Origin of the sequence: Psychrobacillus sp. FSL W7-1457 (assembly GCF_038593405.1) — a bacterium.
Classification (GTDB): domain Bacteria; phylum Bacillota; class Bacilli; order Bacillales_A; family Planococcaceae; genus Psychrobacillus.
The window spans coordinates 1,953,275-1,980,235 of the sequence record NZ_CP151993.1; the positions used below are offsets into that span (position 1 = coordinate 1,953,275).

General features: G+C 36.6%; 25 protein-coding genes. 7 read left to right on the forward strand and 18 right to left on the reverse strand.

All coding sequences use genetic code 11. The annotated features are described in order from the left end of the window. Positions 1–344: 344 nt before the first annotated feature. Positions 345–1,565 (forward strand): MFS transporter, encoded by a 1,221-nt coding sequence (locus tag NSQ95_RS09385; RefSeq protein WP_342560759.1) that lies wholly within the window; start codon positions 345–347, stop codon positions 1,563–1,565. On the opposite strand, the gene NSQ95_RS09390 is transcribed toward NSQ95_RS09385, so the two are convergent. Beyond that, on the reverse strand, positions 1,512–2,339 hold the full coding sequence (locus tag NSQ95_RS09390; protein WP_342560760.1) for an AraC family transcriptional regulator: 828 nt from the start codon (positions 2,337–2,339) through the stop codon (positions 1,512–1,514). The two genes, NSQ95_RS09385 and NSQ95_RS09390, sit on opposite strands and share 54 nt — an antisense overlap. A gap of 107 nt (positions 2,340–2,446) precedes the next feature. On the opposite strand from NSQ95_RS09390, the gene NSQ95_RS09395 reads away from it, so the two are divergent. Both NSQ95_RS09395 and fosM read left to right on the forward strand, forming a co-directional pair. Continuing rightward, the gene (locus tag NSQ95_RS09395) at positions 2,447–2,932 is read left to right on the forward strand and encodes a tetratricopeptide repeat protein (protein ID WP_342560761.1); all 486 of its coding nucleotides are present in this window, start codon (positions 2,447–2,449) and stop codon (positions 2,930–2,932) included. Between the two features lie 395 nt (positions 2,933–3,327). After that, entirely contained in the window at positions 3,328–3,756 is a 429-nt protein-coding gene (gene fosM / locus NSQ95_RS09400) for a FosM family fosfomycin resistance protein (protein ID WP_342560762.1), read from the forward strand. A gap of 596 nt (positions 3,757–4,352) precedes the next feature. On the opposite strand, the gene NSQ95_RS09405 is transcribed toward fosM, so the two are convergent. From NSQ95_RS09405 to NSQ95_RS09430, 6 genes are all read right to left on the reverse strand, one after another. Beyond that, a complete protein-coding gene (locus tag NSQ95_RS09405) occupies positions 4,353–5,225 on the reverse strand; it encodes a DMT family transporter (RefSeq protein ID WP_342560763.1) in 873 nt (290 codons plus the stop codon). 225 nt (positions 5,226–5,450) lie between these two features. Continuing rightward, positions 5,451–6,026 carry a lipoprotein BA_5634 family protein gene (locus tag NSQ95_RS09410; protein ID WP_340883517.1) on the reverse strand — a complete coding sequence of 192 codons (576 nt, stop codon included), beginning with the start codon at positions 6,024–6,026 and terminating at the stop codon, positions 5,451–5,453. Positions 6,027–6,218: 192 nt separating this feature from the next. Then, on the reverse strand, positions 6,219–7,451 hold the full coding sequence (locus NSQ95_RS09415; protein WP_342560764.1) for a transglycosylase SLT domain-containing protein: 1,233 nt from the start codon (positions 7,449–7,451) through the stop codon (positions 6,219–6,221). A gap of 129 nt (positions 7,452–7,580) precedes the next feature. Continuing rightward, on the reverse strand, positions 7,581–8,093 hold the full coding sequence (locus NSQ95_RS09420) for a hypothetical protein (protein WP_340883513.1): 513 nt from the start codon (positions 8,091–8,093) through the stop codon (positions 7,581–7,583). Beyond that, positions 8,086–9,831: an ATP-binding protein gene (locus NSQ95_RS09425; RefSeq protein WP_342560765.1), complete on the reverse strand. Its 1,746-nt coding sequence runs from the start codon at positions 9,829–9,831 to the stop codon at positions 8,086–8,088. The genes NSQ95_RS09420 and NSQ95_RS09425 overlap by 8 nt, the downstream gene beginning before the upstream one ends. After that, positions 9,828–10,508, reverse strand: coding sequence for a response regulator transcription factor (locus tag NSQ95_RS09430; protein ID WP_340883510.1), 681 nt, complete (start codon positions 10,506–10,508; stop codon positions 9,828–9,830). Before NSQ95_RS09430 ends, NSQ95_RS09425 begins: the two co-directional genes overlap by 4 nt. Before the next feature lie 259 nt (positions 10,509–10,767). Here NSQ95_RS09430 and NSQ95_RS09435 point away from each other — a divergent pair, with 259 nt between their 5' ends. The 3 genes from NSQ95_RS09435 (at position 10,768) to NSQ95_RS09445 (ending at position 14,028) form a co-directional block, all read left to right on the forward strand. Beyond that, the gene (locus NSQ95_RS09435; protein WP_342560766.1) at positions 10,768–11,277 is read left to right on the forward strand and encodes a hypothetical protein; all 510 of its coding nucleotides are present in this window, start codon (positions 10,768–10,770) and stop codon (positions 11,275–11,277) included. Positions 11,278–11,400: 123 nt separating this feature from the next. Continuing rightward, a complete protein-coding gene (locus tag NSQ95_RS09440) occupies positions 11,401–12,267 on the forward strand; it encodes an SDR family oxidoreductase (RefSeq protein ID WP_342560767.1) in 867 nt (288 codons plus the stop codon). 303 nt (positions 12,268–12,570) lie between these two features. After that, positions 12,571–14,028 carry a serine hydrolase domain-containing protein gene (locus NSQ95_RS09445; RefSeq protein ID WP_342560768.1) on the forward strand — a complete coding sequence of 486 codons (1,458 nt, stop codon included), beginning with the start codon at positions 12,571–12,573 and terminating at the stop codon, positions 14,026–14,028. A gap of 99 nt (positions 14,029–14,127) precedes the next feature. On the opposite strand, the gene NSQ95_RS09450 is transcribed toward NSQ95_RS09445, so the two are convergent. The 4 genes from NSQ95_RS09450 to NSQ95_RS09465 form a co-directional block, all read right to left on the reverse strand. Beyond that, a complete protein-coding gene (locus NSQ95_RS09450; RefSeq protein ID WP_342560769.1) occupies positions 14,128–14,820 on the reverse strand; it encodes an AIM24 family protein in 693 nt (230 codons plus the stop codon). A gap of 175 nt (positions 14,821–14,995) precedes the next feature. Beyond that, a complete protein-coding gene (locus tag NSQ95_RS09455; protein ID WP_342560770.1) occupies positions 14,996–15,175 on the reverse strand; it encodes a hypothetical protein in 180 nt (59 codons plus the stop codon). Positions 15,176–15,311: 136 nt separating this feature from the next. Continuing rightward, positions 15,312–16,394, reverse strand: a complete 1,083-nt coding sequence (locus NSQ95_RS09460; protein WP_342560771.1) for a DUF2812 domain-containing protein — start codon at positions 16,392–16,394, stop codon at positions 15,312–15,314. Beyond that, positions 16,381–16,683 carry a PadR family transcriptional regulator gene (locus tag NSQ95_RS09465; RefSeq protein WP_342560806.1) on the reverse strand — a complete coding sequence of 101 codons (303 nt, stop codon included), beginning with the start codon at positions 16,681–16,683 and terminating at the stop codon, positions 16,381–16,383. The genes NSQ95_RS09460 and NSQ95_RS09465 overlap by 14 nt, the downstream gene beginning before the upstream one ends. Positions 16,684–16,900: 217 nt before the next feature. Here NSQ95_RS09465 and NSQ95_RS09470 point away from each other — a divergent pair, with 217 nt between their 5' ends. Further along, the gene (locus NSQ95_RS09470) at positions 16,901–18,571 is read left to right on the forward strand and encodes a ribonuclease J (RefSeq protein WP_342560772.1); all 1,671 of its coding nucleotides are present in this window, start codon (positions 16,901–16,903) and stop codon (positions 18,569–18,571) included. A gap of 57 nt (positions 18,572–18,628) precedes the next feature. On the opposite strand, the gene NSQ95_RS09475 is transcribed toward NSQ95_RS09470, so the two are convergent. The 7 genes from NSQ95_RS09475 to NSQ95_RS09505 form a co-directional block, all read right to left on the reverse strand. Continuing rightward, positions 18,629–19,444 carry a ZIP family metal transporter gene (locus NSQ95_RS09475; protein WP_342560773.1) on the reverse strand — a complete coding sequence of 272 codons (816 nt, stop codon included), beginning with the start codon at positions 19,442–19,444 and terminating at the stop codon, positions 18,629–18,631. A gap of 142 nt (positions 19,445–19,586) precedes the next feature. Continuing rightward, positions 19,587–20,129, reverse strand: coding sequence for a GNAT family protein (locus NSQ95_RS09480; RefSeq protein ID WP_342560774.1), 543 nt, complete (start codon positions 20,127–20,129; stop codon positions 19,587–19,589). Between the two features lie 130 nt (positions 20,130–20,259). Beyond that, complete coding sequence (locus NSQ95_RS09485) at positions 20,260–21,312, reverse strand: LacI family DNA-binding transcriptional regulator (protein WP_342559585.1); 1,053 nt, start codon at positions 21,310–21,312, stop codon at positions 20,260–20,262. A gap of 99 nt (positions 21,313–21,411) precedes the next feature. Beyond that, positions 21,412–23,076, reverse strand: a complete 1,665-nt coding sequence (locus NSQ95_RS09490) for an alpha-glucosidase (protein ID WP_342559586.1) — start codon at positions 23,074–23,076, stop codon at positions 21,412–21,414. Between the two features lie 81 nt (positions 23,077–23,157). Further along, positions 23,158–24,696 (reverse strand): alpha-amylase family glycosyl hydrolase, encoded by a 1,539-nt coding sequence (locus NSQ95_RS09495; RefSeq protein ID WP_342559587.1) that lies wholly within the window; start codon positions 24,694–24,696, stop codon positions 23,158–23,160. A gap of 28 nt (positions 24,697–24,724) precedes the next feature. After that, positions 24,725–25,567: a sugar ABC transporter permease gene (locus NSQ95_RS09500; protein WP_251553106.1), complete on the reverse strand. Its 843-nt coding sequence runs from the start codon at positions 25,565–25,567 to the stop codon at positions 24,725–24,727. Between the two features lies 1 nt (position 25,568). After that, positions 25,569–26,849, reverse strand: a complete 1,281-nt coding sequence (locus tag NSQ95_RS09505; RefSeq protein WP_340883493.1) for a sugar ABC transporter permease — start codon at positions 26,847–26,849, stop codon at positions 25,569–25,571. Positions 26,850–26,961: the final 112 nt, after the last annotated feature.

Genomic DNA, 26,961 nt, shown 5'->3' on the forward strand with positions numbered 1-26,961 from the left:
ATGGTTTAAATTATAAAATTCTGAACCTGGCGCTTGCGCTTTTCTTGTGGTCAAACCCTCCATTCTTAAAGTTTATGAAAGTCTGTCCAGGTTAAATTTTCGATAAAAATTTTAACTTTTAATAGTGATTATTTGCAACATCAATCTCTCTTCTATACCTTTAATAAGCCGTGACATAGTAAACGATTAATCAAGCAAACATAGCAGCTATTTAGTACATAGGAGCAGCTTCTGTTGAAATCTCTACCTTGTAAATAAGCTAGTAACTTATTGCGCAAAATGAACACAATATCTGTATAGTTTATATTTGAAATCACCTCTAATCTATAACTAGAGGTGATTTTATGTATAGAAGCATAATGAAAAATCGAAATATCTTATTATATTTGGCTAGCGCAGGTATTTCCCAACTAGGAAATGTATTATCAGGATTAGCATTTTTGTTTTTATCGTATGAGCTCACGGAATCAGGCTCTCTAACGACAATAGTGGCTATCGCACAAGCACTACCTTATCTATTGTTTGGATTGATTGGGGGAGCTTTGGCTGACCGCGTTCAGAAAAAACGTTTAATAATTATATTGGATGTTATCAGAATACCGATTCTTTTACTTTTAGTCGTGCTCTATCACGGGAATCTCTTAAGCTTTTGGTATGTAATCGTAGCCAGTTTTATCATTCAAACTATTGGATGCTTTTACAATCCAGCCTTTCGAGCTATTTTCCCGCAAATAACTCCTCTTGAGGATCAAACTACAGCAAACGGTATGTTAGATACAGTCACTAGAGGGGTTCAGGTTTTAACCCCATTATTTAGTATTAGTTTAATCCATTCTGGACAAATTAGTTATTTCTTTATCATTGATGCTTTAACTTATATTTTGAGTGTGTTATGTATCTTCAAATTAACGTTTAAGGATACTACTCCTAGTCATCAGGAACAGCCAATTGGACTCTTCCGTTCTGTTTTCAGTTTTATTAGCTGGGTAAAAACTAATTATACAATTCGTATACTATTCATCGTTACCTTTCTTATGGTATTTTGCAATACCTGGATATGGCAAGTAGGCTTGCTGCTTCAATTAATAGACTCATTTGACGAGGGAGAGGAATATTATAGTCTTCTTTTAGGTTGGTATGGGCTAGGGGTAATTGTAATAAACTTAATTATCCCTTTTATTTGGAAGAAAATGAGCCTAAAAATCTATTTAATCGGCTCCTTAATATGGGGTACTGGATTATTAGTTCTTGGATTTTCGAACCAATTGGCCGTCTATTTTATTGGAGTTTTTATAGTGGCAATAGGCATACCAATTGTTGGGCTTGCCAGAGTGTATTTAATACAGACCTTGGTACCTGCAGATCGATTAGGCAGGGCTTTTAGTTTTAATGCAGTCCTGCTGTATACTTCAAATGTTATTTCCCTTAGTTTATTCGGGTTCTTATATTCGTTTGTTGGCACCAAGGCTTTATTTATAATGAATGGTGGGTCTATGATTATTATAGCCGCTCTATATTTGTTTCTGGTAATAAGAACGAAAGAAACTTGGCGTCATGCCATATAACTTTTTAAACAGTTGATTGAAAACGGAAACAGAAGAAAAACCACAATCATTAGAGATAGAAATAATGGGTTGATTTGTGTTAGCTAATAATTGCTGACTTTGCAATATACGAAAGCATTGGAGCCAAGAGTACGGGGAAATGCCAAATAGTTCTTTAAAGGTATGGGCAAACTGGAATTTGCTTATATCTAACAGTTTAGCCATTTCCTCCAGACTCCAATTATGCTGGTAGTCATTTTTAATCTTACAGACAGCAACGTAGAAAGCAGGCTGTAACGTTTGCAGCTGTTTAATACTTACATCGGATAAAAATGTACTTATTGCTTGTTTTGAAAGTAATATTGCAAGTTGCGCAAAGCTATGGTCAAGGAAGGTCTCCAAAGAAGAGTCTTGTTCCATCTCATCTAGGTGAATAAGTGGATGAACAAATTGTACCCACTGTGATATGAAAAAGTTTTTTTGGTGTATCTGTGCAAAGTGAATTTGGTTATTATGGTCAGAGAGAGAAGAAGCAACCTCATTCAAATAGGCAGGTTTCAATTCAATTAGAAATTTATGGTGGTCCACCTCTAGTTGTCTATGTCTATCTTGGGGATTAAAGAGGAGGAAAGCTTCTTCATGAATCGAAAAAGTGTTTCTAGCTGACTCGTATCTCATTTTACCTTCCATCGAATATATTAGTTTGAAGCAATCATCTTCTCTCCAATTACTTTCACTTTTTTTAAGATTTGTAGATAAAATTAACCCTTGTGTCGTTTCAATAATTTTATTCATATTCACACCTCTTTTATAATTCACTTTTATACTATAATAAATAGTAAGAAAAATCTGTGCAATGGGATGAAGACAATCTCATACAAAAGTTGGAAAGGGAGGTTACTATGAAACAATTGTTAGAGAAAGCACTTAATTTGAGAAAACAGGGCCATTTGTTAGATTCCAATAATGTTTTACAACAACTGATTAAGGAATTACCAAACGACGCTTATATTAACTATCAATATGCCTGGAGCTACGATGTTCTAGGAGAGGAGTCTAAGGCTGTTCCATTTTATGAGAGGGCGATTAGTCTAGGTCTACCTGAAAAAGACGAGGAAGGGGCCTTTATTGGGCTTGGAAGTACATATAGAACACTAGGAGACTATGATAAGTCTCTAAAAACCTTGGAGCAGGGATTAAAACGATTTCCACATAATAGAGCCATGCAAGTATTTTTAGCAATGACACAATACAATTTAAAAGATCACAAGCAAGCGATGGAACTATTGCTGAAGAACATACTAGACACTACGAATGATGAGAATATACAAAAGTATAGAAAGGCGATTGAATTCTATTCAGATAAGCTAGATGAAACTTGGACTTAAGATATTCGAGGAAGTTCTAAAGAGACGCTACAGGTTGAATATGAATAAATAAACTCGCGTAAATGAGGATCAATAAGCTCTTAATAGACATTTCCATATGAAAAGAAGTATAAGTGACGATAAAAACTGAGTACTTTCTGTAAAAAATGACGATTTTTACGGGAGGAGAACAAATGTTCTTAAAGCGGGATTGTAGAAAGAGAGCTAATAAAACTGTCACGGTCCATTGGATATATAGCTATTTTTAAACAAATTTACAGGAACCAATATAGTATGACAGGGAAGAGAGGAGCAGAGGAGACAGGTTACTCCCTAGTGGATTTCTTCAAACCAATACGCTCAAAAGATTTGAGACTTTAGATAACTAAAATTCTATAATTATTGGAGGGTTAAGTATGCCTATTAACGGACTAAACCATTTGTTGTTCTCAGTATCTAATTTGGAAAAGTCGATTGTATTTTACGAAGAGGTTTTTGAGGCAAAACTGCTCGTAAAGGGAAAACGTACAGCTTATTTTGATATGAATGGAATCTGGCTGGCACTGAATGAAGAAAACGACATTCCACGAAATGACATACACGAGTCATATACACATGTAGCATTTTCTATTAAAGAAGAAGATTTTGATAACATCTACGAAAAGTTAGTGACACAACGGGTACAAATTCTATCTGGAAGACCCAGAGATGAACGAGATAAAAAATCCATATATTTTACAGATCCAGATGGACATAAATTTGAATTTCACACAGGAACATTGCAAGATAGATTGAACTATTACAAGGAAGAAAAAGATCATATGGAATTTTTATATAGAAAGTAAGCCTGCGAATTATCAGTAAATAAAAGATTATAAAATGAAGGATTAATAATAGAACATGATGAAAAGTTCATGGTGATTAATAAATGATAAAATCTTAAAAAAACGAATTTTTCTCAAATATCTCACTGTTTCGAGTATACTTATGTAATGAAACATAACTTCGTATAATTTATATTATGTAAACTAAAATAAAAATTGTGTAACGGAGGGTTACGTACATCAACTCCCCATATTGTTTTTGTCTATACTTTTCAAATTGCATTTGTAAGGCTCCTTATACCCCTTTGATGAATTTGTTTTCTATATTAAGATTGAAGAAAATCATTTAGTTAATACTGTCGGAAGTCCCTAATACAATAATACAACTCTTCTTACTCACTTTTTTAATGATCAATGCTGTTCAAACTATTTAATTTAGATTACGTATACCACTTCCTTTATCAGATATATCGAATCCTTATAAATGCTCTGGACAATTTATTTTTGTTAAGATTGTACACCCTTAGGGTAAAAATCAGACTTATTGATAATTAGGGGTTTACACCATAAAAATAAAAAAACCAGACTCCACATAAAATGCAAGCCCAGTTTTTTTGTTAAGCGTTTATTATAGACTTTTTAAAGGATGGTTTCACTTCCGCGATAATAATAGCAGTAAAAATCAGGCAGCATCCAAAAATCATTCTCCCTGTTAAAATTTCACCTAATAATAATACAGAGAAAAAGGTTCCAAATATGGACTCTGTCGACAGAATTAACGCAGATTTTGTTGGATCTGCATACTGCATTCCAATATTTTGACATACATAAGCAATTAGAGTACAAAAAACAGCCAGATATATTATTGTTAAAACACCCTCTACACTTGCAGAAGAAGGAATTTCTCCAAGTGTAAGAACACCAATCCAACTAAAAATCGAAGCTACGAAGAATTGGACGATTGTTAATGCTAATGCATCTTCTTTTTTTACGAAGATATTCGTATAAAAAATATCAAATGCAAACGCGAATGCACACAGTATTGATAACATATCCCCGAGATTAATTGTAAATGAATCTTGAAGAGATAAGAATCCAATACCTACAATCGCGATGATGGCTGCCAAAATCTCAAAGTGGTCAAATCGACGTTTATAAATGATATAAGCAATAATAGGTACAATGATAACATTAATAGCTGTTAAAAAGGCATTTTTAGAGGGAGTTGTATACTCAAGCCCTAGTGTTTGTAATGAAAACGCAATAAATAAAATAGCACCTAATATAGAACCTTTCCAGAAAACACTTTTAGAAATAAGTTTTAGTTTTTTAGAGAAAATAATGGCTAATAGAACTGTTGCTAATGTAAAACGGAGCGCCATTAATTGCATTACACTCCAATGTTCTAAGCCTACTGACATTCCAACAAATCCGCTACCCCACATAACAGCGGTAATAATCATTAATAATTCACCTTTATACTTCTTCATGTTAAACCTTCTCTCTAATACATAGCAAGAACATTAAGATATAGTCTTTTCAATTTAATCAATATAAGAATCATATTATTACTTTTTCACAATATCAACTAGACAAAAAAAAAAATTATTTTAATTTTTGTTATAAACTATCTCTAAGTAATTACGATAAGCGTTTGATTTTAATAAAATTAGAAAATAAAATAGGACTGCCTATAATAGACAGTCCTTACTGTATTAGTTTTCTATTCTAACTAGCTGAGTTTTTTCTACATCATATTTCAATCCATCAGCACTCGGATCTTTATCATATTCGAGAACAGCCATCGTTTTTTCCGTACCTTTTATGGAATCCCAATCTGCACTATTGACGATTAGGAACATATCTGTGTATGTTCTTCCTTCACCAATGATTAAATTACCTTCATATTTTACTTTTTCTATCGCATCCAGATTTTCCACCTTTTGCTTAGCAAAAATTAATCCTTCACCTTCTGAAACTTTCGAAAGAGATTTAATTACTTTTGATTTCCCTTTTTCTTGGTCAGTTATTTCTCGAATTAACTGTTTGCTTACAAGTACTTTTGCAGTTTCTTCCGTCATAGTCATTACTTTTTGTTGACCTTGCTCGATCATCTTAATAGTGAACTGTTCTTCTTCGATTATCTCTTTTTTATCTCGCTCTACAGAATCTATAATATCCTGTTGTTCTCCGTACAATATAACTCCATTAGCTTTTGCAAACATCCCACACCCTGATAATAGTGACGCAGCAACAATGGACGTAAGAAATACTATAAATAATTTTTTCATGTTTTTTAACCCCTTTTCTATTTTTAAAGCCTTCCTTGCTATTACTTTATTATAGGGGAGACATTTACAAAGAGCCTTCGCTTTAGATGACGTTCACATTACAATATTGCAACCTTGGATTTCCAATTAAACAAAAAAGAACCATTCTACTTTTCAAGCCGTAGAATGGTTCTTTTAATATAAACACGATTGTTATTGTCCCAGTAAAGCTAACTTGCTTTTAGATGGCGTTTCGTATTTTATATTGGAGGAATTCTGGATGTAGCTCCCCCCGCCTACGCCATATAATCCGCCATTGTTGCTCTTGTAATTATATACACGGTATTCTTCACCTTTTTTAAGCGTACGGACAGTTGTAATCGATCCACTGCTATCCATTTTGACTAAGTTTGTATCAGATAAGACAGTAACCTTACCTATTTGCCCTAGCTTAAGTTCTGTTTTACCCCACATGATCTTTTTAACAGGCTGGGTATTCGTATTTTTGTAAATGTAAGCAGAAGATATATAACCTACAAGTTTTTTGTCTGCTGTTCTAACTGGATACCATACGAATTGGTTTATGCTTGTTAGTGACTGGTCATATAAAAATTTCCCTTCAATAGTTAAGACAGTATTCTTGCCTATAGTAGTTGAAGCAGATGAAGTGCTGGGCTGTGATCTTAATTTTACATTGTCTATCGTGACACTAACCCTGTCTCCTTTTTGGAAATGATATGAGGAAGAATGCATCGGACTCGTTAATGTGTACTCCTTCTTCTTAAAAACTATGTTTTCAGTGCTGCTAGTATCATATTCAAAGTCCTCTGTACGGAAGTCTAGCTTTCCTAATTTAGTATTGTTCAAGTAACTATCCTTTTCAATAAATGAAAATACTTTCTCCTGATATGCCTCACTATTCTTTAAACCGTTAGATTTATAAATAGGGCTGTTCGCTGGTTTTATACCGTTATAAGCCATCACTGGAAAATACCAGCTCTCGATAAATTCTGGTCCTGATCCTTTTATTTTAGGTAAATCATTACGTTGATACATACTTTTAAGAATTTCCACACCAGCTTGAATATTGTAGGTGACATCGTATTTTAATCGTTCTTGATCATAGGCTGATTGATTAGTTATTTGCATAATACCTATCCCTTGATCTAATGAAACGACTGGCTGTCCATTTTCGTCAAATTGCTTCCATCCACCGTTTTCTTTGGAAGCCACAGCTTTCACAATCTCTGGAGGAATATTTGCATCTAAAGCTGCATTTGTAAGAAGACAGTTCATATGCTGATATGTCGGATTTTGGTTTTGCTTAATATCTCCGTACGAAGAACAATTAGCTTCCCATGTTGACTCAGCGGAAGCTGTATCATATGTCCAAACTAGTAATAGCAAACAAGTTAAGTAGCCCACAATCACTCTAGATAATTTCATTTATAAATACCCCATTCTTTGAATATTTTATATTTACTAGTATATTTTACCATAAAATATAAATGAGGTGTTTTAATTTTTAGACATGTCTTTCAACCGGAATAAAGAAAAAGCTATTCAACACAGATGTTAGTTTAAAGTAATAGTTTTCTCCCAAGTTAGCTCTTTGCCTTGGTCATCTTTGAAAATAAATATTACCTTCCCTTCTTCTCCTTTCATAGCATCAGAATAGAAGAATCCGGAATACTCTCCATTTCCACTAATATAGAATCCTTCTTCTCCGCTAGCTCCATGTTCAATGGCTTCTTGAACTGTATTAATCACTTGACTTTTATTTGAAATCCACTGCATTTCTGTTAAGGAGAATCCCTCTGGTACCTCCTTTATGACAAAGTCAAAGCTATTACCTTCAATTGGCTTAGCTGTTTGGTCAATAACGATTAAAATCTCGTCTTCCGTCACTTGTTTCGATTGATTGCTTTCAGTTTTAGTTTCATTTTCGTTATCCGACGTTCCTTTTGCTGCTGTTGATTCGTTTTGACTTTCTTCCGACTTGTCGGATGTATTAGAATTCACTTGTGTTCCACAACCGCTTGTAAAGAAAAGCACCATAACAGCTATAATGTAAATAGATTTATTCATCTTGATCTCCCCTATCCTCATTTAATGTAAAAGAAAATGCTACTCCTTGATTTGTATTCATCCCTCGATATTCACTTTGATGAAGCTCGAGTATATGTTTCACAATGGCTAGCCCCAAACCAGTACCACCGGATTTGCGGTTTCGTGAGTTTTCAATACGGTAGAATTGTTCCCAAATATTGCTTAGCTCCTCCTCCGCGATGAATGAGCCAATGTTTTCTATCATTACTGTCACTTTACCTGCCTCTGTTCGAGCAATACTAACGGTTATTATAGTATCCTCGGAAGCATGCCTAATTGCATTGCTTAAAAGATTTAAGATAACCTGTTCAATCCTTCTGTAATCTGCTATAACTAATATTTGATCAGCTTCAAAGTCAAAACTGAGTAGTAATCGCTTGCTCTCCAACTGCTGCGAAAACGATTCAGCTACATTCTGAATGAGCTCGGTTAGTGAAAAGTTTTCCATCTGTAAGCGGATAGCCTTAGCTTCATATTTCGAAAGCTCTAGCATATCTAAGATTAAGGCATTCATCCGATCTGTTTCACTAACGATGAGAGATAGATAGCGTTCGCTTTTTTCTTTAGCTATATTATCCTGCAAACCCTCAGTGAAGCCTTTGATGATTCCAAGAGGTGTTTTCAGCTCATGAGAGAGGTTTGCAATTAATTGTTTGCGAAGTTTCTCAGCTTGCTGTTTCTCTTTTATTTCCTCTTGTAATTTCCCATTTGCAAGTGTTAAATCATTTAAAGCTGCTTGTAAATTATTCGATAAGGAATTCATATCTCGCGCAAGCCCACCAAATTCATCCTTGGAATGGATTTCTATTTGCTCAGAAAAGTCGAGTTTAGCTAGGCGCGTTGCAGAACGGCTTAACATTCTAATTGGTCTTGAAACAATCCTGGAGTAAATCATGGACAGGATAATAACGAGCCCTATAACAATTGGAGCTATTAAGATAAAATATTGTTTAAGCACCTCGACTGCCTCTCCAACAGGCTGTAAAGAAGCCATAACCATTAAATACCTGTCCTTATCCCCTAGTGAGGATGTTAAAACAATGTAATTTACTCCGCTCCATTTGTCCTGCCATTGTCTTTGTACGATAGATCCATCTTTCAAAAGTGACAATTCTCTAGAATTAGGTATCCAATCATTTAAGACTTCATCAATGAGGGTGTCTTGATAAAGAGGGTTGTATGACCTTTGTTCTGGTAGCAGAAAATCAGTTACCTTTCCCTGAACTCTTGACAGTCCCATTTGCACGTCCCTATATTTAGGGGGGTTAATCTCAACTGGCTGTAAAATTGTATTTTTTTCATCTATGAAAATTCCATCTATAACTAATGTATTGCCAATCTCGAGTTCTTGTGGAATGGATCCCACCTCCATCCCCTCATTGGGAATTCGAATAGAGATCAAGGTTTGGTCAACATTTAGCTCGATAAAATATGGTTCTATTGGCATGTGGTTAAAATGTTCATTTAGTATAGAAATTGTTGCATCATTTTGATTCATAAAGGAAGCAATTTGCTCATTTATTTGTTGTTCATTTAGTTCCTCTTTATTGATTTGATCTTTTAAATAAATCATATTCTCTTCTAATGTTTGTACCTTTGACGAATGGTAAAACTTTTCGAAAAAGAACACTTCAGCCAGCATAACCGAAGAAAAAACGATTAAAATAAGAGTAGTTGTTACAATAAACAGTTTAAAAACTACACTATTTCTTCTCATGATTCCACTTCAAATTTATAGCCAGATCGTATAACTGTATAAATATATTTCCCTTCTACTCCAAGCTTCGCTCTTAACTTTTTTATATGTGTATCTACGGTGCGTAAATCTCCCATATAGTCATACCCCCATACAGCGTTTAAAATATATTCTCGGTGCAATACCTTGCCATAATGCTTGATAAGAAAGATGAACAAATCATACTCTTTTGGTGAGAGAAGTATCTTTTCGTGAGCAATGGAAACAGTATGTGCAGATCGATTAATACGTATATTCCCGTAAATCTCCGTATCTCCATCCTGTACGACAATACCTTCCCTTCTTTTGATCAATGCATTCGCACGGGCTACCAATACCCTTGGACTTAGAGGCTTAGTAACATACTCATCTGCACCTAGCTCAAATCCCAAGATTTGATCATCGTCTTCTGATTTAGCGGTAATAATTATGATAGGTACCTCCGATTTTTCGCGAATGTACTTGCATACAGACCATCCGTCCATTTTAGGCAACATGATATCTAAAATAACTAAGTCAAAGTTTGTCTGATTGAAACATTCAAGCCCTGCTTTTCCATCATCTGCTTCATAAATTTCCCAATTTCCCCTTTTGAAATAGTCTGTTATAAATTCCCTCATTAACATGTCATCCTCAATCAACAATACCTTTAGTTTCATAGTTTAAGACACCCATTTCTCCCTCAATCTTAGTCATCACCCCTAAGGCTCACTATAAAGGCCTTATGTGTACATTGTGTGTATTTTATATTATTTTTGAAAAGAATTATATAATTGTAGTTAAAATCTTCCTATTTTCCTATATTTGTAGTTCCTTAGCACAAGGTCTGTTTAACATAATAATAACTGTCCAACTCCATCAAACATGCTGACATATACTAATAAAGGGTCGAATCAACTGTTATTGGAATGATTGAAAATGTGGACTGAATCACAAATAAGTGCTTGGATTGAAGCAATAGGAACTGTATTATCTGCTATAGGAAGCACTCCTTCACACGTTTTATCAGATGCGATGCTAAACGATCTAAATGTCATTGGTTTAGCATTACAGGCTATTGGAAGTAGTCTAATACCGCAAAATCAGGATTATTTATTCATTGTAGGAAGCCAGCTGGAGGCAATTGGAAACTTGGTATCCTTACAAGCAGAGTTCATTGAAAATGAAAACGTTAGCTCGGTGTTAGGTTCCCAAGGTGATTTGATTGAGGCAGTAGGAGGAGCATTAACGATTGATTTCACAGGAAACCAATCCATACAAAATGCTCTAAATAATTTAGGTGATGTTATTCAAGTCATTGGATCTGCCTATCAAGCTTTGTCGGTTAGATATCCACCTAATAGTTTAAAAAATCAGGAAATCAATACAGTGGGTAGCTGGATACAAGCTGTTGGAGCCGTACTTTCTGCTATATTTGTAGAAGCGTAGGTTAATAACAATTATAATCCTTTGATATATAATATAATCTACCTTCCCTTACATGTTTGGTGTTTTTTGCTATGGGTAATTAATCAGTATAATGGAAAATTACACATAGCTATCAAGAAGGGAATGAATTTAGTGAAAAATATAAAAGACGAAAAAATTCCAGCACAAGAACAGAACCGCCAGCCAGGAATAGAAGCGGAAATGAAGCCTAGTCCTGACTTTACTCAAAATCTTGCAGGTAAGTCACAAAGACTTGCCGGAAAAACAGCTTTAATCACCGGTGGGGATAGTGGTATCGGACGAGCAGTAGCAGTGGCTTATGCTAAAGAAGGTGCAGATATAGCAATCTCCTACTTAGATGAACATGAGGATGCTGAAGAAACCAAAAAATTTGTAGAGAACGAAGGCAAAAAATGTTTACTAATACCTGGAGATATTGGTGATGAGTCAGTTTGTCAGGAAATTATTAATAAGGTGATTGGTGAATTTGGAAAGCTCGATATACTAGTTAATAACGCAGGTGAACAGCACACGCAAGAATCACTGAAAGATATAACAGCTGAACAAATGGAAAAAACTTTCCGTACAAACGTTTTTAGTATGTTCCATCTGACTAAAGCTGCACTTGATCATTTGAAAGAAGGAAGTACGATTATTAACACTACTTCTATCACTGCATTCCAAGGTGCACCTAATTTGATTGATTATTCCGCTACAAAGGGTGCAATCTTGACTTTTACTCGCTCCCTCGCAGGCTCGCTTGTAGAGCAAGGAATACGAGTAAATGCCGTTGCGCCTGGGCCAATATGGACACCACTTATTCCAGCCTCTTTCGCAGCTGATGAGGTAGAAGGTTTCGGGAGTCAAACACCTATGAAACGACCTGGCCATCCAAGTGAGCTAGCATCGGGCTATGTATATTTAGCGTCAGAAGATTCTTCTTATGTTACTGGACAAGTACTTCATATTAATGGGGGTACTCCTTTATAACTTCATGCATATTCATAAAACAGGTTCCCCTTTCTAAAGACGAGGAACCTGTTTTTATATTTAAAGTTTGGTGGTTTTTATCAAACTGAGAAAAAAACTTATTGTTAATAAAATGAATATCAATTGTTACATTAATGCTTTTTCCTTGAAGTTATGATCAGCTATTACCTCAAAAAGGCTATATACGACCGTGGACTTAGAGCGTACTTAGCCTTAAGTCGGTTAACCAATTAATACTTTCTTTGTATGATTATTTTGTACTTTTAATATTTAAACATCATAAAAAGATTGGAGGGATAGTATTTGAAGTCAAGCAAATCAAGCATTATTTTTCTGTTAATAATCATAATAATAGCTATATTGCCTTTTCCCTATTCAGCAGGAGAACAGGCTACACAAACGCTTAAAAATGAAGATATTGATCAGTTTGTCAATAGCTATCTTGAACAAAATGGGCTACCTGGTGCATCTATTGTAGTTGTTAACGAAGGTAAATTAGTATATGAAAAAGGATATGGTCACGATTCTGAGGGGAATCCAATAACGAATAATTCTTTAATGAGAATTGGATCCGCCTCCAAACCTTTTACTGCATTTGCTATTTTACAACTTGTTGATGAAGGAAAAGTTCAACTAGATGACCCAGTAATTAAGTATTTGCCAGAGATTACACTCGACGATTCAAGATGGAAGGAAGTCACAATACGTCAGCTTTTGAGTCATACATCAGGTATCCCAAACCCGATAATTGTTCCACCTGCAAGTGATTTAGATGCGGGAGTAAATCGTTTACATGATTGGAAACTTCGTTCAAATCCAGGGGAGAAATACTTTTATAGTAACGCGAATTACTGGATCATAGCTCTTTTGGTGGAAAGAATAAGTGAAATTGAATTTTCTCAATACCTTAACCAAAAGGTATTCTCTCCACTAGGTATGAATGACTCAGTTGCGACTGTTACCACTGGAGATGTCGTAGAAGGATTACCTAAAGGATATGTAACAGCATACGGAAAGGCCTTGCCTTGGTCAGAGCTTGAAGCGATGAGTTTGGGAGCAGGAAGTATTATATCAACTGCATCAGACATGGGTAAATGGCTTTCTATGCTAACAAATGACGGGAGATCTGATAAAGGAGAGCAATTACTATCAAAAAAATTGTTAGAAGAATCTTATTCGCCACCACTTGAAAGTAAAAAATATGGACTTGGATGGGAGTTAAGTTCACCGAATGTAAAACCTGCGCGCATTTCCCACAGTGGTGTGGAAACCACGTATCAAGCACAGCTAGATATTATACCAGATAGTGGTTATGCTGTAGCGGTGTTGCTGAATAGCTTTACACCAACAATGGAGCACGCTTATGAAATTAGTACGGGAATCATCCAGCTGACTGAGGGAAAAGAACCTGAATTAAAGGCTCCGGTATCTAAAATAATAGATTTATCACTTGGCGTTATCACTTTGGTTTATTTGGGGTTAGGACTTAGAGGAATCCTTCGGAGTAAAAGGTGGTCTGAGAAACGTGGAAAATATCCTGTTTGGAGATTTATCCTGCGATTATTTCCTCAAATGGTACCAGTATTATTAATCGGTTGGTTGTTTTTTATTGTTCCTGTCTTACAAAATAACAGTTCGACAACGATCAATGTAATTGGTTTATATCCAGCAGCGATGCTGTTAATGGCTTCTATTTTCATTATTGGGCTGGTTCATATTGTTATAAGAATCTATTATCGAATAACATTCAAAAAAGTTTAACGTTTAAAAATAAATTATAAAAACGCTCAGAGCTTCTCTGAGCGTTTTGTCATACAACTATATTTTTAAAAGTTAAATCATATTCGATTTAACGAATATTTAACTTTGCCCTTGGTAATATACCTCTTCATAAGGTTGTACAATAACAAAACCGTCCCCTTCGAACTTCATTTGAATCGACTCTCCACTTCCCCTGCCGACGAAAGTTTTAAAAGAAATATCTGTTTGGAAATCTGGCTTAAGATTCCCGGACCAAGCCACGGTTGCATTTGGATCTGTAAAAACAGGCTTCCCAGGGGTCACTCGTAATGTGAGAGGCTCATAATGTGAGGTAATAGCTATTAAACCAGTTCCCTCGCATCTTACATTAAACAAGCCACCAGACATCATCCCAGCCACTTTTTTCATGACTTTGATATTGTGTTTTATAGTAGGCTCAAAGGCCAGCAGATCATTCCCATTTACATAAATCGCTTCATTTTGAAGATGAAGAATAATAATCTTTTTTCCACTGTCGGCAAGATATAGCTTTCCCTGTCCATTTGCCTTCATAAGAGAGGCCCCTTCACCCGTTAAAGCTTTTTTGAACATTGCACCCATGCCATGCTCTAGTACACCCTCACGTTCAAATTTAATCTTCCCATGATAGGCAACCATAGCACCTGCCTTCGACCAGACACGTCCATCCAGATTAACCTCAAGTAGACGTTCCGTTTCTAATTCAAATACGCCCTCACCCTTGTCTTCCTGCTCCGTACTGCGTATAAATTCAGCTATCGAGTATCGATTCATCACAACCACCCCTTCTTCTTATCATATACGTTGAAGAGACAAACTATGTTTTAAATTTTTTTATGAAACCTATAAATCTAGCGTGATATCGATTATCTTAGTGTTGATCTCACGATGGACTGTACTATCAAGGTTTAATAGAATAGCGAGGCCTATACCTTCGTCTTGTATTATTCTAAAATGTTTGATTGTTATACCGATCTACTTCTCTATCGGAGTTAGCTTGAGCAGCTACCTGATTAATTGTCTTCTTATGCTTGAGGTTATATTTCTTACTACTTAAACGATCAACAAGATAGGCAGCTAGTATCATACTTAAAAAGAAACCCCAGAAAATCCACATCATCCAGTGCATGACATCCACCCCTTCTGAAAAGACGTAACAACTAATATAATATAGATACGCTAAAATCTTTAGAAAGTTTCAATTATTTGGCATAAGAAAGTAAACTCATGAATAAAAAAAGAATCCATAAGGAAGGATTCTTTTTTTAATACTCTTTCAGTAAATTTAACTCTTTTTTATATCCAAGGATGATTTTGAAAGATAATATTATCCAAAAAACCGTCATAACTGTTATTACATACTTTAATACAATATCAATCGAAGAAGATGATCTATTCAAACCCCATTGTAAATACATGGACTGTGCAAGCACCAACAATAAGAATAGAGCGATGGTCATATTCATTCTAAAAGCTTTTTTAATTTGCTGTCGTTTCTCCGCTGCATCGTAAGAGAATGCAGGTTTATAGTCTAGCTCGCTATAGGGCATCGACCAGATAGAGTAATTTAATAGGGACATATTAGATGTGTATCGAAGCCTCCATCCATTTTCTTTGTGAAGGGTATAATAGTCAGCCTTCAGCTTTGGTTCAAATGTTACTTCATATGCCATTTTTTCGTGTTTGGAAGGAACAAAAGAAAAGACGGTAGCAAACACACTTTCAAGCTCATATCCCTTTTGATGCATTTCATCTAACCAGTTTTTAGTCTGGAGTGGCTGATACATCCACGCTAAACGAATCTTCCTAACTTTTTTTCTACTATGTTCGACCTCTTCATTTAGATTAAAAGTGCTTTTTTCAAATGCTCTATAGGAAATAAAGACAAAAGTAGTTATACCTGCTAGTAGCAATAAAATAAGTAAGGGAATGATTACAGTATAATTAGAGGTACTATTATCATAAGCGTTAAAAATTAATAAGTTAACAGGGCTTGTTGATAAATAAAAAATAGATAAAAATAAAAATAAATAGGCATGCAATCGAATCCTTTTAAACAAGCTATCGCTAGATGGATAAAATGGAACATGAGATGCTTCATTTTTGAGGATACTCCATTTACCCACCTTTAATGGATCTCGCCAGCCGGCTTTTTGTAAGCGATCGGGTAAATTGCCGGATTTGTATTGTATCGAATAGGTTACTTTGCTAGGTGTTGTTTTATTAAATGTAAATCTGCGTGTGAATCTGTTGAAATCTTTTAACATAAAACCTTTCAAAGCCATGCTTTCTAGCCATTTCTCGGTCGATTGTATACGGTAGCTCCAAAACCATCTAAATGTCTTCATCAAACTCCCCCTTATAAAGCGAAATATTATTTTGCACTTCCTGTAACCTATCCATTTCCTTTCGCATAATTAGTTTACCTATTCCTGTAATTTCATAAATTGTTTTTCTTTTTTCATCTGAAAAGACAGTGATCATTTCATCTTTTTGCATTTTAGTGAGCGTTCCATAAATCGTGCCTGAACCTAGATGAAGCCTACCATTTGTCAGCTCTTCTACTCTTTTGATAATACCGTATCCATGGCGTGGTTCTGTCAAAGAAAAGAGGATATAAAATGCGGACTCCGTCATCGGTATGTATTTCTTAATTAGTTTCTCCAAGCTGCTCCACCCTCTTTATAATATGTCACAACATGACTATATCACAACGTGACATATTAGCCAATATGTTTTTAACTGATTATTTGTTTATTTTACAAAGTAAATATTACCTTTTCCGATATTTCTCTCATAAATAATAGTTTAAAGTTCATACTTAAAATAGTTTATTTAATCAGGAGGTATCTTTTTGACTACAAAAAATTCGACCGTATCTGTATTTGCACTTGGTGGTATAAATGAAATCGGTAAGAATATGTATGTGATTGAATCATACGATGATATTGTAATTATTGACTGTGGCGGTAAATTTCCAGATGAAAGTCTTCCAGGTGTTGATTTAATTATTCCTGATATTACATATCTGCAGGAAAATGAAAGCAAAATACGTGGTTTAATCGTCACCCATGGGCATGAGGACCATATCGGTGGAATTCCTTACTTTTTAAAACAGCTGAATGTACCAGTCTATGCCACAAACCTTACCCTTGGTTTGATAGAGATTAAGTTAAAAGAGCATGGGATTCTCCGGGATAGTAAGCTATTCCTGATAGACGAGGATAGTGTTTTAAGGCTTGGCACCATACGGACGACCTTCTTCCGAACGAGCCATAGTATACCAGACTGTCTAGGAATTACTTTTCAGACTCCTGTAGGCACGATCGTTCATACTGGCGACTTTAAGTTTGACTGGACACCAGTAGACAAACAAGCTGCAGACATTCATCGAATGGCGGCGATTGGTCAAGAAGGTGTGCTATTGCTTCTTTCTGAAAGTACGAATGCAGAGAGACCAGGATCCTCTCCTTCCGAAAAGCTTATAGAAGAACATTTAGATGAAACCTTTAGGAAGGCAACGCGAAAAATTTTCATTACTACTTTCGCCTCTAATGTGCATCGGGTACAGCAAATAGTAGATGCATGTATTAGAAATAATAGAAAGATCCTCTTACTCGGTAGAAGTATGGTGAATGTCGTTAGAGTTGCAACTCAGCGTGGCTATTTGAGAATACCAGAAGGAATGCTACTAGAAGAAAGTGAAGTTCCGACAATGTCTCCCGAGGAAGTGACGATTCTTTGTACAGGTGGACAGGGTGAGCCTATGGCTGCTCTTTCGAGATTGGCTAGCTCTAGGTTTCGTAAACTCGAGGTACATCCTGAGGATACCGTAATTTTTTCATCTAGCCCCATCCCTGGCAATGAAACGAATGTCACAAGGGTAGTAGATAATCTGTTAAGGTTAGGAGCTAACGTGATCTATGGCTCGGGAAGCAAGACAGGTATGCATGTTTCTGGACACGCTTATCAGGAAGAGCTGAAGCTCATGCTAACATTGATGAAGCCAAAGTACTTTGTCCCAATCCATGGAGAATATCGCATGCTCCATATACATCGAGAGCTAGCACAGTCTGTCGGTGTAAAACGGTCTAATATATTTCTTCTAAATAACGGCGATGTTGTGGATATTATCGATAATAATGAGGTCATACAGACGCGCTCCGTAGAGGCAGGGGACGTTTTTGTAGATGGTTCAGGCATTGGGGATGTCGGGGAAATCATTCTTCGTGATCGCCGAGTACTTGCCGGTGATGGAATGGTTGTTATCGTCATTAGTCTTAAAAAAGGATTGAAGAAAGTCCTAAATGGGCCTGATACACTAACTCGTGGCTTTGTATATGGGCCAGATTCTGAAGAGCTAATCAATTTAATCAATCAAAATGTTCGCACGACAGTAGAAAAATGGGATAACAATAAAAATCAGCGTACACTCAAAAAGAACATCAAGAATTCCGTAGAAAACCTCATATATACTCGTACGAAGAAAAAGCCAATGATTCTTCCGATCATTATTGAAATTTAAAAATCAGTGCATCCTCTGTACAAGTAGGATGCGCTGATTTTTTGCTAGCTCATAAATCTATCCAAATGCAACATCCAGAATCATCATAATTGTGAAACCAATCATTAGGCATACCGTTGCTAAATCACCGTTTCCATACTCCTGGGAGCCGGGAATTACCTCCTCCACCACAACAAAAATCATAGCTCCTGCTGCGAACGCAAGTGCAAAAGGTAAAATAGGTGACATAAAGGATACAGCAAGGACACCGACTACTGCAGCTATCGGTTCCACCATTCCGGAGAATTGCCCATAAAAGAAGCTCTTTCTATGAGACATGCCATCTCTTCTCAAGGGCAATGATACTGCTGCACCCTCTGGTAGATTCTGAATACCAATGCCTATTGCTAATGCTAAGGCTGCAGTTAAAGAAGATGTATCTAGTCCTGCTGCTACTGCTCCAAAAGCAACGCCTACAGCAAGACCCTCTGGGATATTATGAAGGGTGATCGCAAACACAAGCAACGTACTTCTTCTTTTGCCTTTAGGCTTTATCCCTTCTGTTTGGTTCGAGTTAGAGGAAGGATGCATATGTGGAATTATTTTATCGGCGAGCCATAAGAAGAATCCACCTAGTAAAAATCCGGTGGCTGCTGGAAACCAGGCTGGGAATGCCCCTTCCTTTGACATTTCAATGGCAGGAGCAAGAAGCGACCAAAAGCTTGCCGCTATCATGATTCCTCCAGCCGAGCCAAGCATGCCATCCATCAACTTTTGATTTACTGTTTTTGTAGTGAAAACAAGAGCTGCACCTAATGCTGTCATGCCCCAAGTAAATATAGTTGCTAACAATGCCTGCAATACCGGACTGAGCGTAGATATGTAAGCAATCATAAGACCTGTCCCTTCTTCATGTTCTTCTACTATCGTATGATTTACTAAACATTTTTATCTATAAACGAGTCCAGTGTATGTTACTAAATATTTGAATATAAAAATGCCTGGCAGGTATTAAACTGCTCGGCGCTTGTTCAATCTATTTCTTCCAGTCACTTGCTAGCATACCGTAGACCTCATGATCCACATAATGATCGTATAGCCATTCCGATTGACGAATGGTGCCTTCATGTGTAAAACCAAGCCTTTCAGGAATTGCTCTGCTTTTCTTGTTTTCTACTGCAGCGCGAATCTCTACTCGATTCAATCCTAAATCGATTAAAGCATAATCTACAAATGCTTTTACGGACTTAGTCATGAGACCATTACCCACATAATCTTCACCCAACCAATACCCGATGCTTGTGGATTTGTTATTCCAGTCTATTTTATGAAATCCGATAACACCTGCAAGATTGCCTTCATACCATATTCCTGCTTGGATTCCGTTGTTTTCGCTGAACTGTTTCATCGTCGATTGGATGAAGTTCTCCGTATCAGCAACCGTTTTTGTATAATCGATAAACGGTAGCCATTCTCTTAAAGAATTCTTAGACCCAACAGTTAAAGAGAACAATTGTTCGGAGTCTCGTAAATCTAGCATTTTTAGTGTAATTTTGTCATCAATTGCATATGTAAACATAATATATCCCTCCTTATAAAGAGTATAAAATATTTTTAGAATAATAGAAATAGTTTTTAGTTTACATAATAAAATTATAATGAAAAAATGGTTACCCAATATCTCATGGATAACCATCATTTAGTTTAACTTAAACTGTACTATCTTTTATAATTGCTTTTTGTGAGATTGCACAAGAGTTACGAACCACAAGCTGATGTGGAATGATAATGCGCTTCACAGGTTCGTTCTCATTCTCCAATATTTGAATTAAGCTTCTGGCTGCCTGATAACCTAACTCCACAATATTGATATTAATGGATGTCAACGGTGGTCTAGACATTTCTGCAAACAACGCATTGTTGAAGCTTATGATAGAGACCTGGTTTGGAATGTCGATTGCCATTTCTGTAAGCGTGTTAACTACACCTAGGGCCATCAAATCATCCGTCACGATTAAAGCAGTTGGCGAAACACTTGCTGAGAATAGTTTGTTGACCGCTTGCTGGCCACCTTCTCTCAAGAAGTATTCAGAATGAATGATATAGTCCTCTAGTAATGGTAGATCTTCCTCTCTCAAGGCATTCTTGTAGCCTTGGAGTCGGTCTAATGTAACGGTTAGGCTTGGACTACCTCCAATGAAACCAATATGCTTATGTCCAAGTCCTATAAGATACTCAGTCGCCTCTTTTGCTGCAAGGAAGTTGTCATTATCTACATGAGTTATTTTCTCTACATGCTCAAAAGGCTTACCAATCATCACAAACGGGAAATGGCGTGTTCTTAAATAACTTAAAATCTCATCATTAACTCGAGAGTAAAGAAGTATAATTCCATCCACTCTGCCGCCTTGGACCATCTGTACTACTCCATCAAATAGTTCTTCTTCTGTCGTTCCAGTAGTCATTTGGAGAGCATAATGTTTTTCATGCACGCCATCACTTAGTCCGTGCATAACCTCTGCAAAGAAAGGATTTTGAAAGAAAGCACCTGAAGAAGGCGGTAATACCAGGCCAATTACTTTCGTGGATTGATTTGCTAGACTTCGAGCAATAAAATTAGGATGATAACCTAGCTGCTCCATTGCCTCTCTTACACGCTTCTTAGTTTTGTCACTAATGCGGGGATTATTGGCAATTACCCGAGAGACCGTCGAGGGAGCTACATCTGCTAATTTTGCTACATCTTTAATCGTAACCGCCAAAGGAATTCACCACTCTTTTTCTGTTTTCTTCAATATTCTTTAGAATATCATTATATAGATAAGGAAAGTTATTAACTAGTCTCTAAAGAGTTAAACCTATTATTTAGACAGATATACTCTTGTCTCATAGGGCTTTAAAGTAGCCATTCCGGTTAATGTATCAGGTGCCCCCTCAAAATTACTTAGCACGAGGCGATAATCCTTCTGCTCCACCTCATGAAGATCCAGTTCTACTGTCTTGTTACGGAAATTGCATAGAATAACCGCGAATACATTGTCTAAGTATCTTGTATAGACATATACATCTGGATCAGTTTCTAAAAGAAGATCATATGCCCCATAAACAAACACTTCATGTTCCTTACGAAGCTTAATCATGCTTTTAAAAAAGTGGTAAATAGAATGTTCGTCCTTTAATTGAGCCTCTACATTAATGGAGGAGTAGTTCGGATTAACTTTCATCCAAGGCGTTCCAGTAGTAAACCCAGCATTATCTGTGCTATTCCACTGCATTGGAGTTCGTGAATTATCTCTTCCACTAGTCCAAATAGTTTCCATCACTTCAAGATGTGGACGACCCTTTGCTATTTCTATCTCATAGAAGTTACGCATACCAATATCATCGTAATCATCGATGGAAGGTAGTTGAACATTTGTCATACCAATTTCTTGCCCCTGATAGATGAATGGCGTACCTTGCATAAGGAAATAGCATGCCCCAAGCATCTTAGCACTTTCATTCCAATATTCCTGGTCATTTCCCCAGCTAGATACACTTCTTGTTTGATCATGATTTTCTAAAAATAGCGCATTCCAGCCTCTTTCATGGAGTCCCTTTTGCCATTTTGTTAGCGTCTTTTTTAAACCAATGACGTCTACAGACTTATTGGCATCCTTGTTCCAAAGCCCTAAATGTTCAAATTGGAAAATCATACTAAACTTTCCGTTTAACTCACCAACCCAATCATCTGCCTCTTCAACACCTACGCCATTAGCTTCACCGACCGTCATGATGTCATATTTAGAGAACGTTTCTTCCTTTAGCTCACTTAGGAATGTTTGGATGCCTGGTTGGTTAGTATGCATATCAAAAGAGGAAACAAACTGCTGTCCATCCGGATTTGGCATGTCTGGAAAGCCTTGTCGTTTTTTAATATGACTGATAGCATCTACACGGAAACCATCAATCCCCTTATCCAGCCACCAATTAACCATCTTATATAATTCCGATCTTACATCTTCGTTTTCCCAATTTAAATCTGGTTGTTTGATCGCAAAAAGGTGCATGTAATATTGTTCGGTTGCCGTATCATATTCCCATGCACTCCCGGAAAAAATGCTTTCCCAATTGTTTGGTGGCTCTGTCCCTTTGCCATCACGCCAAATATACCAGTCTCTCTTTGGGTTATCTTTAGAGGACCGAGACTCTACAAACCATGGATGCTCATCACTCGTATGGTTGATGACAAGGTCCAAAATAAGCTTCATACCTCGTGCATGTGTTTCTGTTAGTAATTCATCAAAATCCTTCATATCTCCAAATTGCTCTGAAATCCCTTGATAATCGCTAATATCGTAGCCATTATCCGCATTTGGGGATTTAAAAAATGGAGATACCCAAATAACATCTATTCCTAATTCTTTTAAGTAATCAAGCTTTGTTATTATTCCACGCAGATCCCCGATGCCATCGCCATTGCTATCCATAAAGCTTCTAGGATAAACCTGATAGCTGACCGCTTCTTTCCACCAATTTCTATTCATATAAAAAATACTCCCTTCGTTATGAGTTGTGTACATCTATCCCATAACTTTTAGACTTTCTTTTAAAGCTTCTTTCAGTCCTTACAATCTAGACCGTTTGTTCACTTCTTTAATTCCTAGTATAAGAATAATGATGAATGACACAATTACTGCAGATGAAAGAACTATAAATAACCAGTTAGGTCCTGGCTTCTCAGTTAGCTCGAAGATTTCTGCTTGACCACTCTCTAATTTAATCGAGTATTCATTCCCATTCGACTTAACGATAGTGTCAGAGAGCTGGCTAACTAACCGTTTCCCATTTTCAAGTTTATCCTTAAGCACAATGGTCTGATCACTCGACGTGTTATTTATGGCAACAACGATCTTCTCACCATCTGATTTTCTAGAATAAACTGCGGTTCCTTCTTCTTCATGCAATAGTTCCATCTCACTATTGGTTAAAGCTGGATGCTCTTTTCTTATTGCTCCAAGCTTAGATATGTAGTCAACTACATTGTTTTCTGTATTAAAATCCAACATACGACGATTATCCGGGTCATTACCACCATCCATCGCCATCTCGGTACCATAATAAATGATAGGCACACCAGGAGCGGTATATAGAAAGGTGAGACTTTGCTTAAGTTGAGTCAAAGGATTTTCTTTTTGAGTGATCACCAGATGACTAAATCTTGTCATATCGTGGTTATCGACAAACTGTCCAAGCAAGTGGGACCGATCAAAAACCTTCTCGTTTCTTTCAGCGTTTGAGAACAGCCAGCCAAGTGATTGATTTGATCTCTCGAAAGCAGTGCGCAGACTACCATTTTGGGAAAAGTCAAAAAAACCATCTATTCCTGTTTCCTCATAGCTGGCAACGACATTTGGATTGTCATGCCACACTTCCCCTATCAAATATAAGTCTTCCTTTTCAGCCTTTACAGCAGAAGCGAATTCTTTCCAGTAATCCTTCGATACATGTTTGACTGTATCTAAACGGAAACCATCTATATCTGTTTCTTCTATCCACCATTTCGCTGCATCTATTAAATAGGCAGCTACCTCTGGATTGCTTTGGTCTAAGTCTGGTAAATCATATAGCCAGCCATTTTCTACTTCCTGCTGGTCATTCCAATTAGTTATGGGTTGGTTGGGATGAAACCAGTCTTCCTTAGAAGGGTCACTTAGCCATTCATGATTTGGCCCCACATGATTGACAACAAAATCTAAGATAATTTTTATATCTCTTTTATGTGCTTCATCTACAAGGGTCTTAAATTCATCGATTGTTCCGAAATATTCATTTGTTTTATAGTAATCCTTTGTCCAATAGCCATGGTACCCTTTTGGCATATTTTCAAAGATAGGGGTCAGCCATATAGCAGTGAAACCCATTTCTTCTATATAACCTAGCTTATCCGTAATTCCTTTAAAATCGCCACCATGATAAGCATAAGGGTCATCAGGGTTAGCATCCTTATCATTGGACGGATCACCATTATTAAAACGATCGACCATGATCATATATATAATCTCATCCTGCAGCGTACGCTCTCCACTGGCAAAGACTGAAAGTGGCTGGAAGCTAACTAAAAGTATAAGAATGAAAAGTAAATGTCTACCCCTTTTTATAGTCATACACCCCCGATAGTTTCTTTGAACATTATTATCCCTTTGTTCCCCCAGCAGTTAGTCCGGAAACAAAATACTTTTGGAACGCTAAGAACAAAATAGTTATCGGAATTGCGATTAATACGGAGCCCGCAGCAAAAGTGGTGAACTCATTCCCAAATTGCTTAGATACTAGCTCATACAGCCCCACGCCCATCGTAAATTTTTCCTCTGAGCGAAGCATTACGCGAGCCAATATAAAGTCTCCGAAAGGTGCGATAAAAGAAAACAAAGCAACTACTGAAATAATTGGCTTTGCTAACGGCATAATGATCTGCCAAAAAATTCGAAGGTGTCCAGCACCGTCCATCCTTGCAGATTCATCAAGCTCTTTTGGAATGGTGTCGAGGTAACCTTTCATTAGCCATGTATTCATCGGTATCTGACCACCTGTATAAATTAAAATTAACCCTAAGTGAGTGTCTAATAGACCAGTTCTTTGTGCTAAAACAAAGATTGCAATTAGCGCTGCAAAGTTAGGAATCATTTGAAGCACTAAAAACGTTAGTAAGCCATTTTTGCGTCCGACAAAGCGATAACGAGAAAAGGCGTATGCAGTTAGTGATACACTGATAACCGACAAAGCCATCGTGATCAAGCTAATCTTCATGGAGTTGATATACCACAAAACATAATTAGAGTTATCCATATCAAACAATTCTAAGTAATGCTTGAAGGTCGGATTTTCGGGAAACATAGTTGACCCGGAAAGACTCTGACCTGGATTTAGTGATGACCCAATTACCCAAAGAAGCGGATAGATAACGACTAGAGCAGCTACTAAGAGAATAAAGTACGAAAGCGTCAGTCTAATAATTTTCTCTGTTTTCGTATTCATATCACATCATATCCTCCTCTTTGAATGAATTTGTACGTTTGAACTGCCATAAAGCTACGGCCACTACAACTAATGATAAAAGCATCGTAATTGCTGCAGCTTTACCATATTGAGCAGAAGTCATCGTTAGCTTGTAAATCCAAGAGATTAAAATATCTGTTCCTCCGGCATTTTGCCCAGGTAATGCAGGACCACCACCGTTGAATAAGAAAATAACATTGAAGTTGTTAAAGTTGAACGTATATTGCGTGATTATGATAGGAGCAGTTGCGTATAGTACCATCGGCAAAGTAATACTACGGAACTTTTGCCAAATAGACGCTCCATCTACGTTAGCTGCCTCATATAGTTCATCAGGAATCGATTGAAGAACACCCGTAGTCATTGCAAAAACAAACGGGAATCCAAGCCAGGATTGTATTCCTATTAATGCAATACGGGTCCACATTTCAGAAGTCATCCACGGGACAGGGTCTATACCAAGAAAGCTTAATATTCCATCGTTAATAACCCCGAAAGATTCATTGAACATACCAGAAAATATTAAGATAGATATAAATGCTGGAACTGCCCAAGGAAGTATTAAAATTGTACGGAAGACTGCTTTACCTTTTAAATCTTTTTGATTAATGACAACTGCAAGGAATATACCAACCGCGACCTGGAGTGTTGTTGCTCCAAAAGTCCAAACAATCGTCCATCCTAGCACACTGAAGAATGTAGAGCGCCATAATTCTAATTTAAAAATGTCTATATAGTTTTGTATACCAACCCAGTCCACTAGCTTTGCAGGTGGTGTATGGTACAGGTCATAGTTTGTAAATGAAAGAAGGATAACGAAAAAGATTGGGAAAATAACTACAAAGATTAACAGTAAAAATCCAGGGGAAATCATTAAATATGGAAAACCATTATCTAATAAGTTATGGTACTGCTCTCTTACGCTATTTAACTCGAAGCCTTCATCTCTTTTTTTTCCATTGTTATACGCATCATAAATATTAAAAGCATATATACCTAAACCGATTGCTGCTACGAGTAAAGCAATAACTCCATCAACTAAAAGGAACACGGAATGATCTAAACCAGGAATTTCACCAAGCGTAATTAGTCCCCAAAAGCCCCAGTTAAGGGTTTGATAAAAACTACCGAAAAAAGCTACTGTTAAAACTAAGAAAATGATTCCTTTAACATACTGTTTATTATAAAGCTGGCCCATACCTGGAATAATCGATAATAGCCCAGCAGTTTTTCTATGTTTGTTTGTGACATTATTGTCCATCGCTAAAGCGGCCTCCCTCTTTCCTTTGAAAGGAGAATTTCTTTTCAAAATTATATTATATATAAGCAAAGCCATGTTCCCATGATAGGAAACATGCCTTTGCAATTTAAAT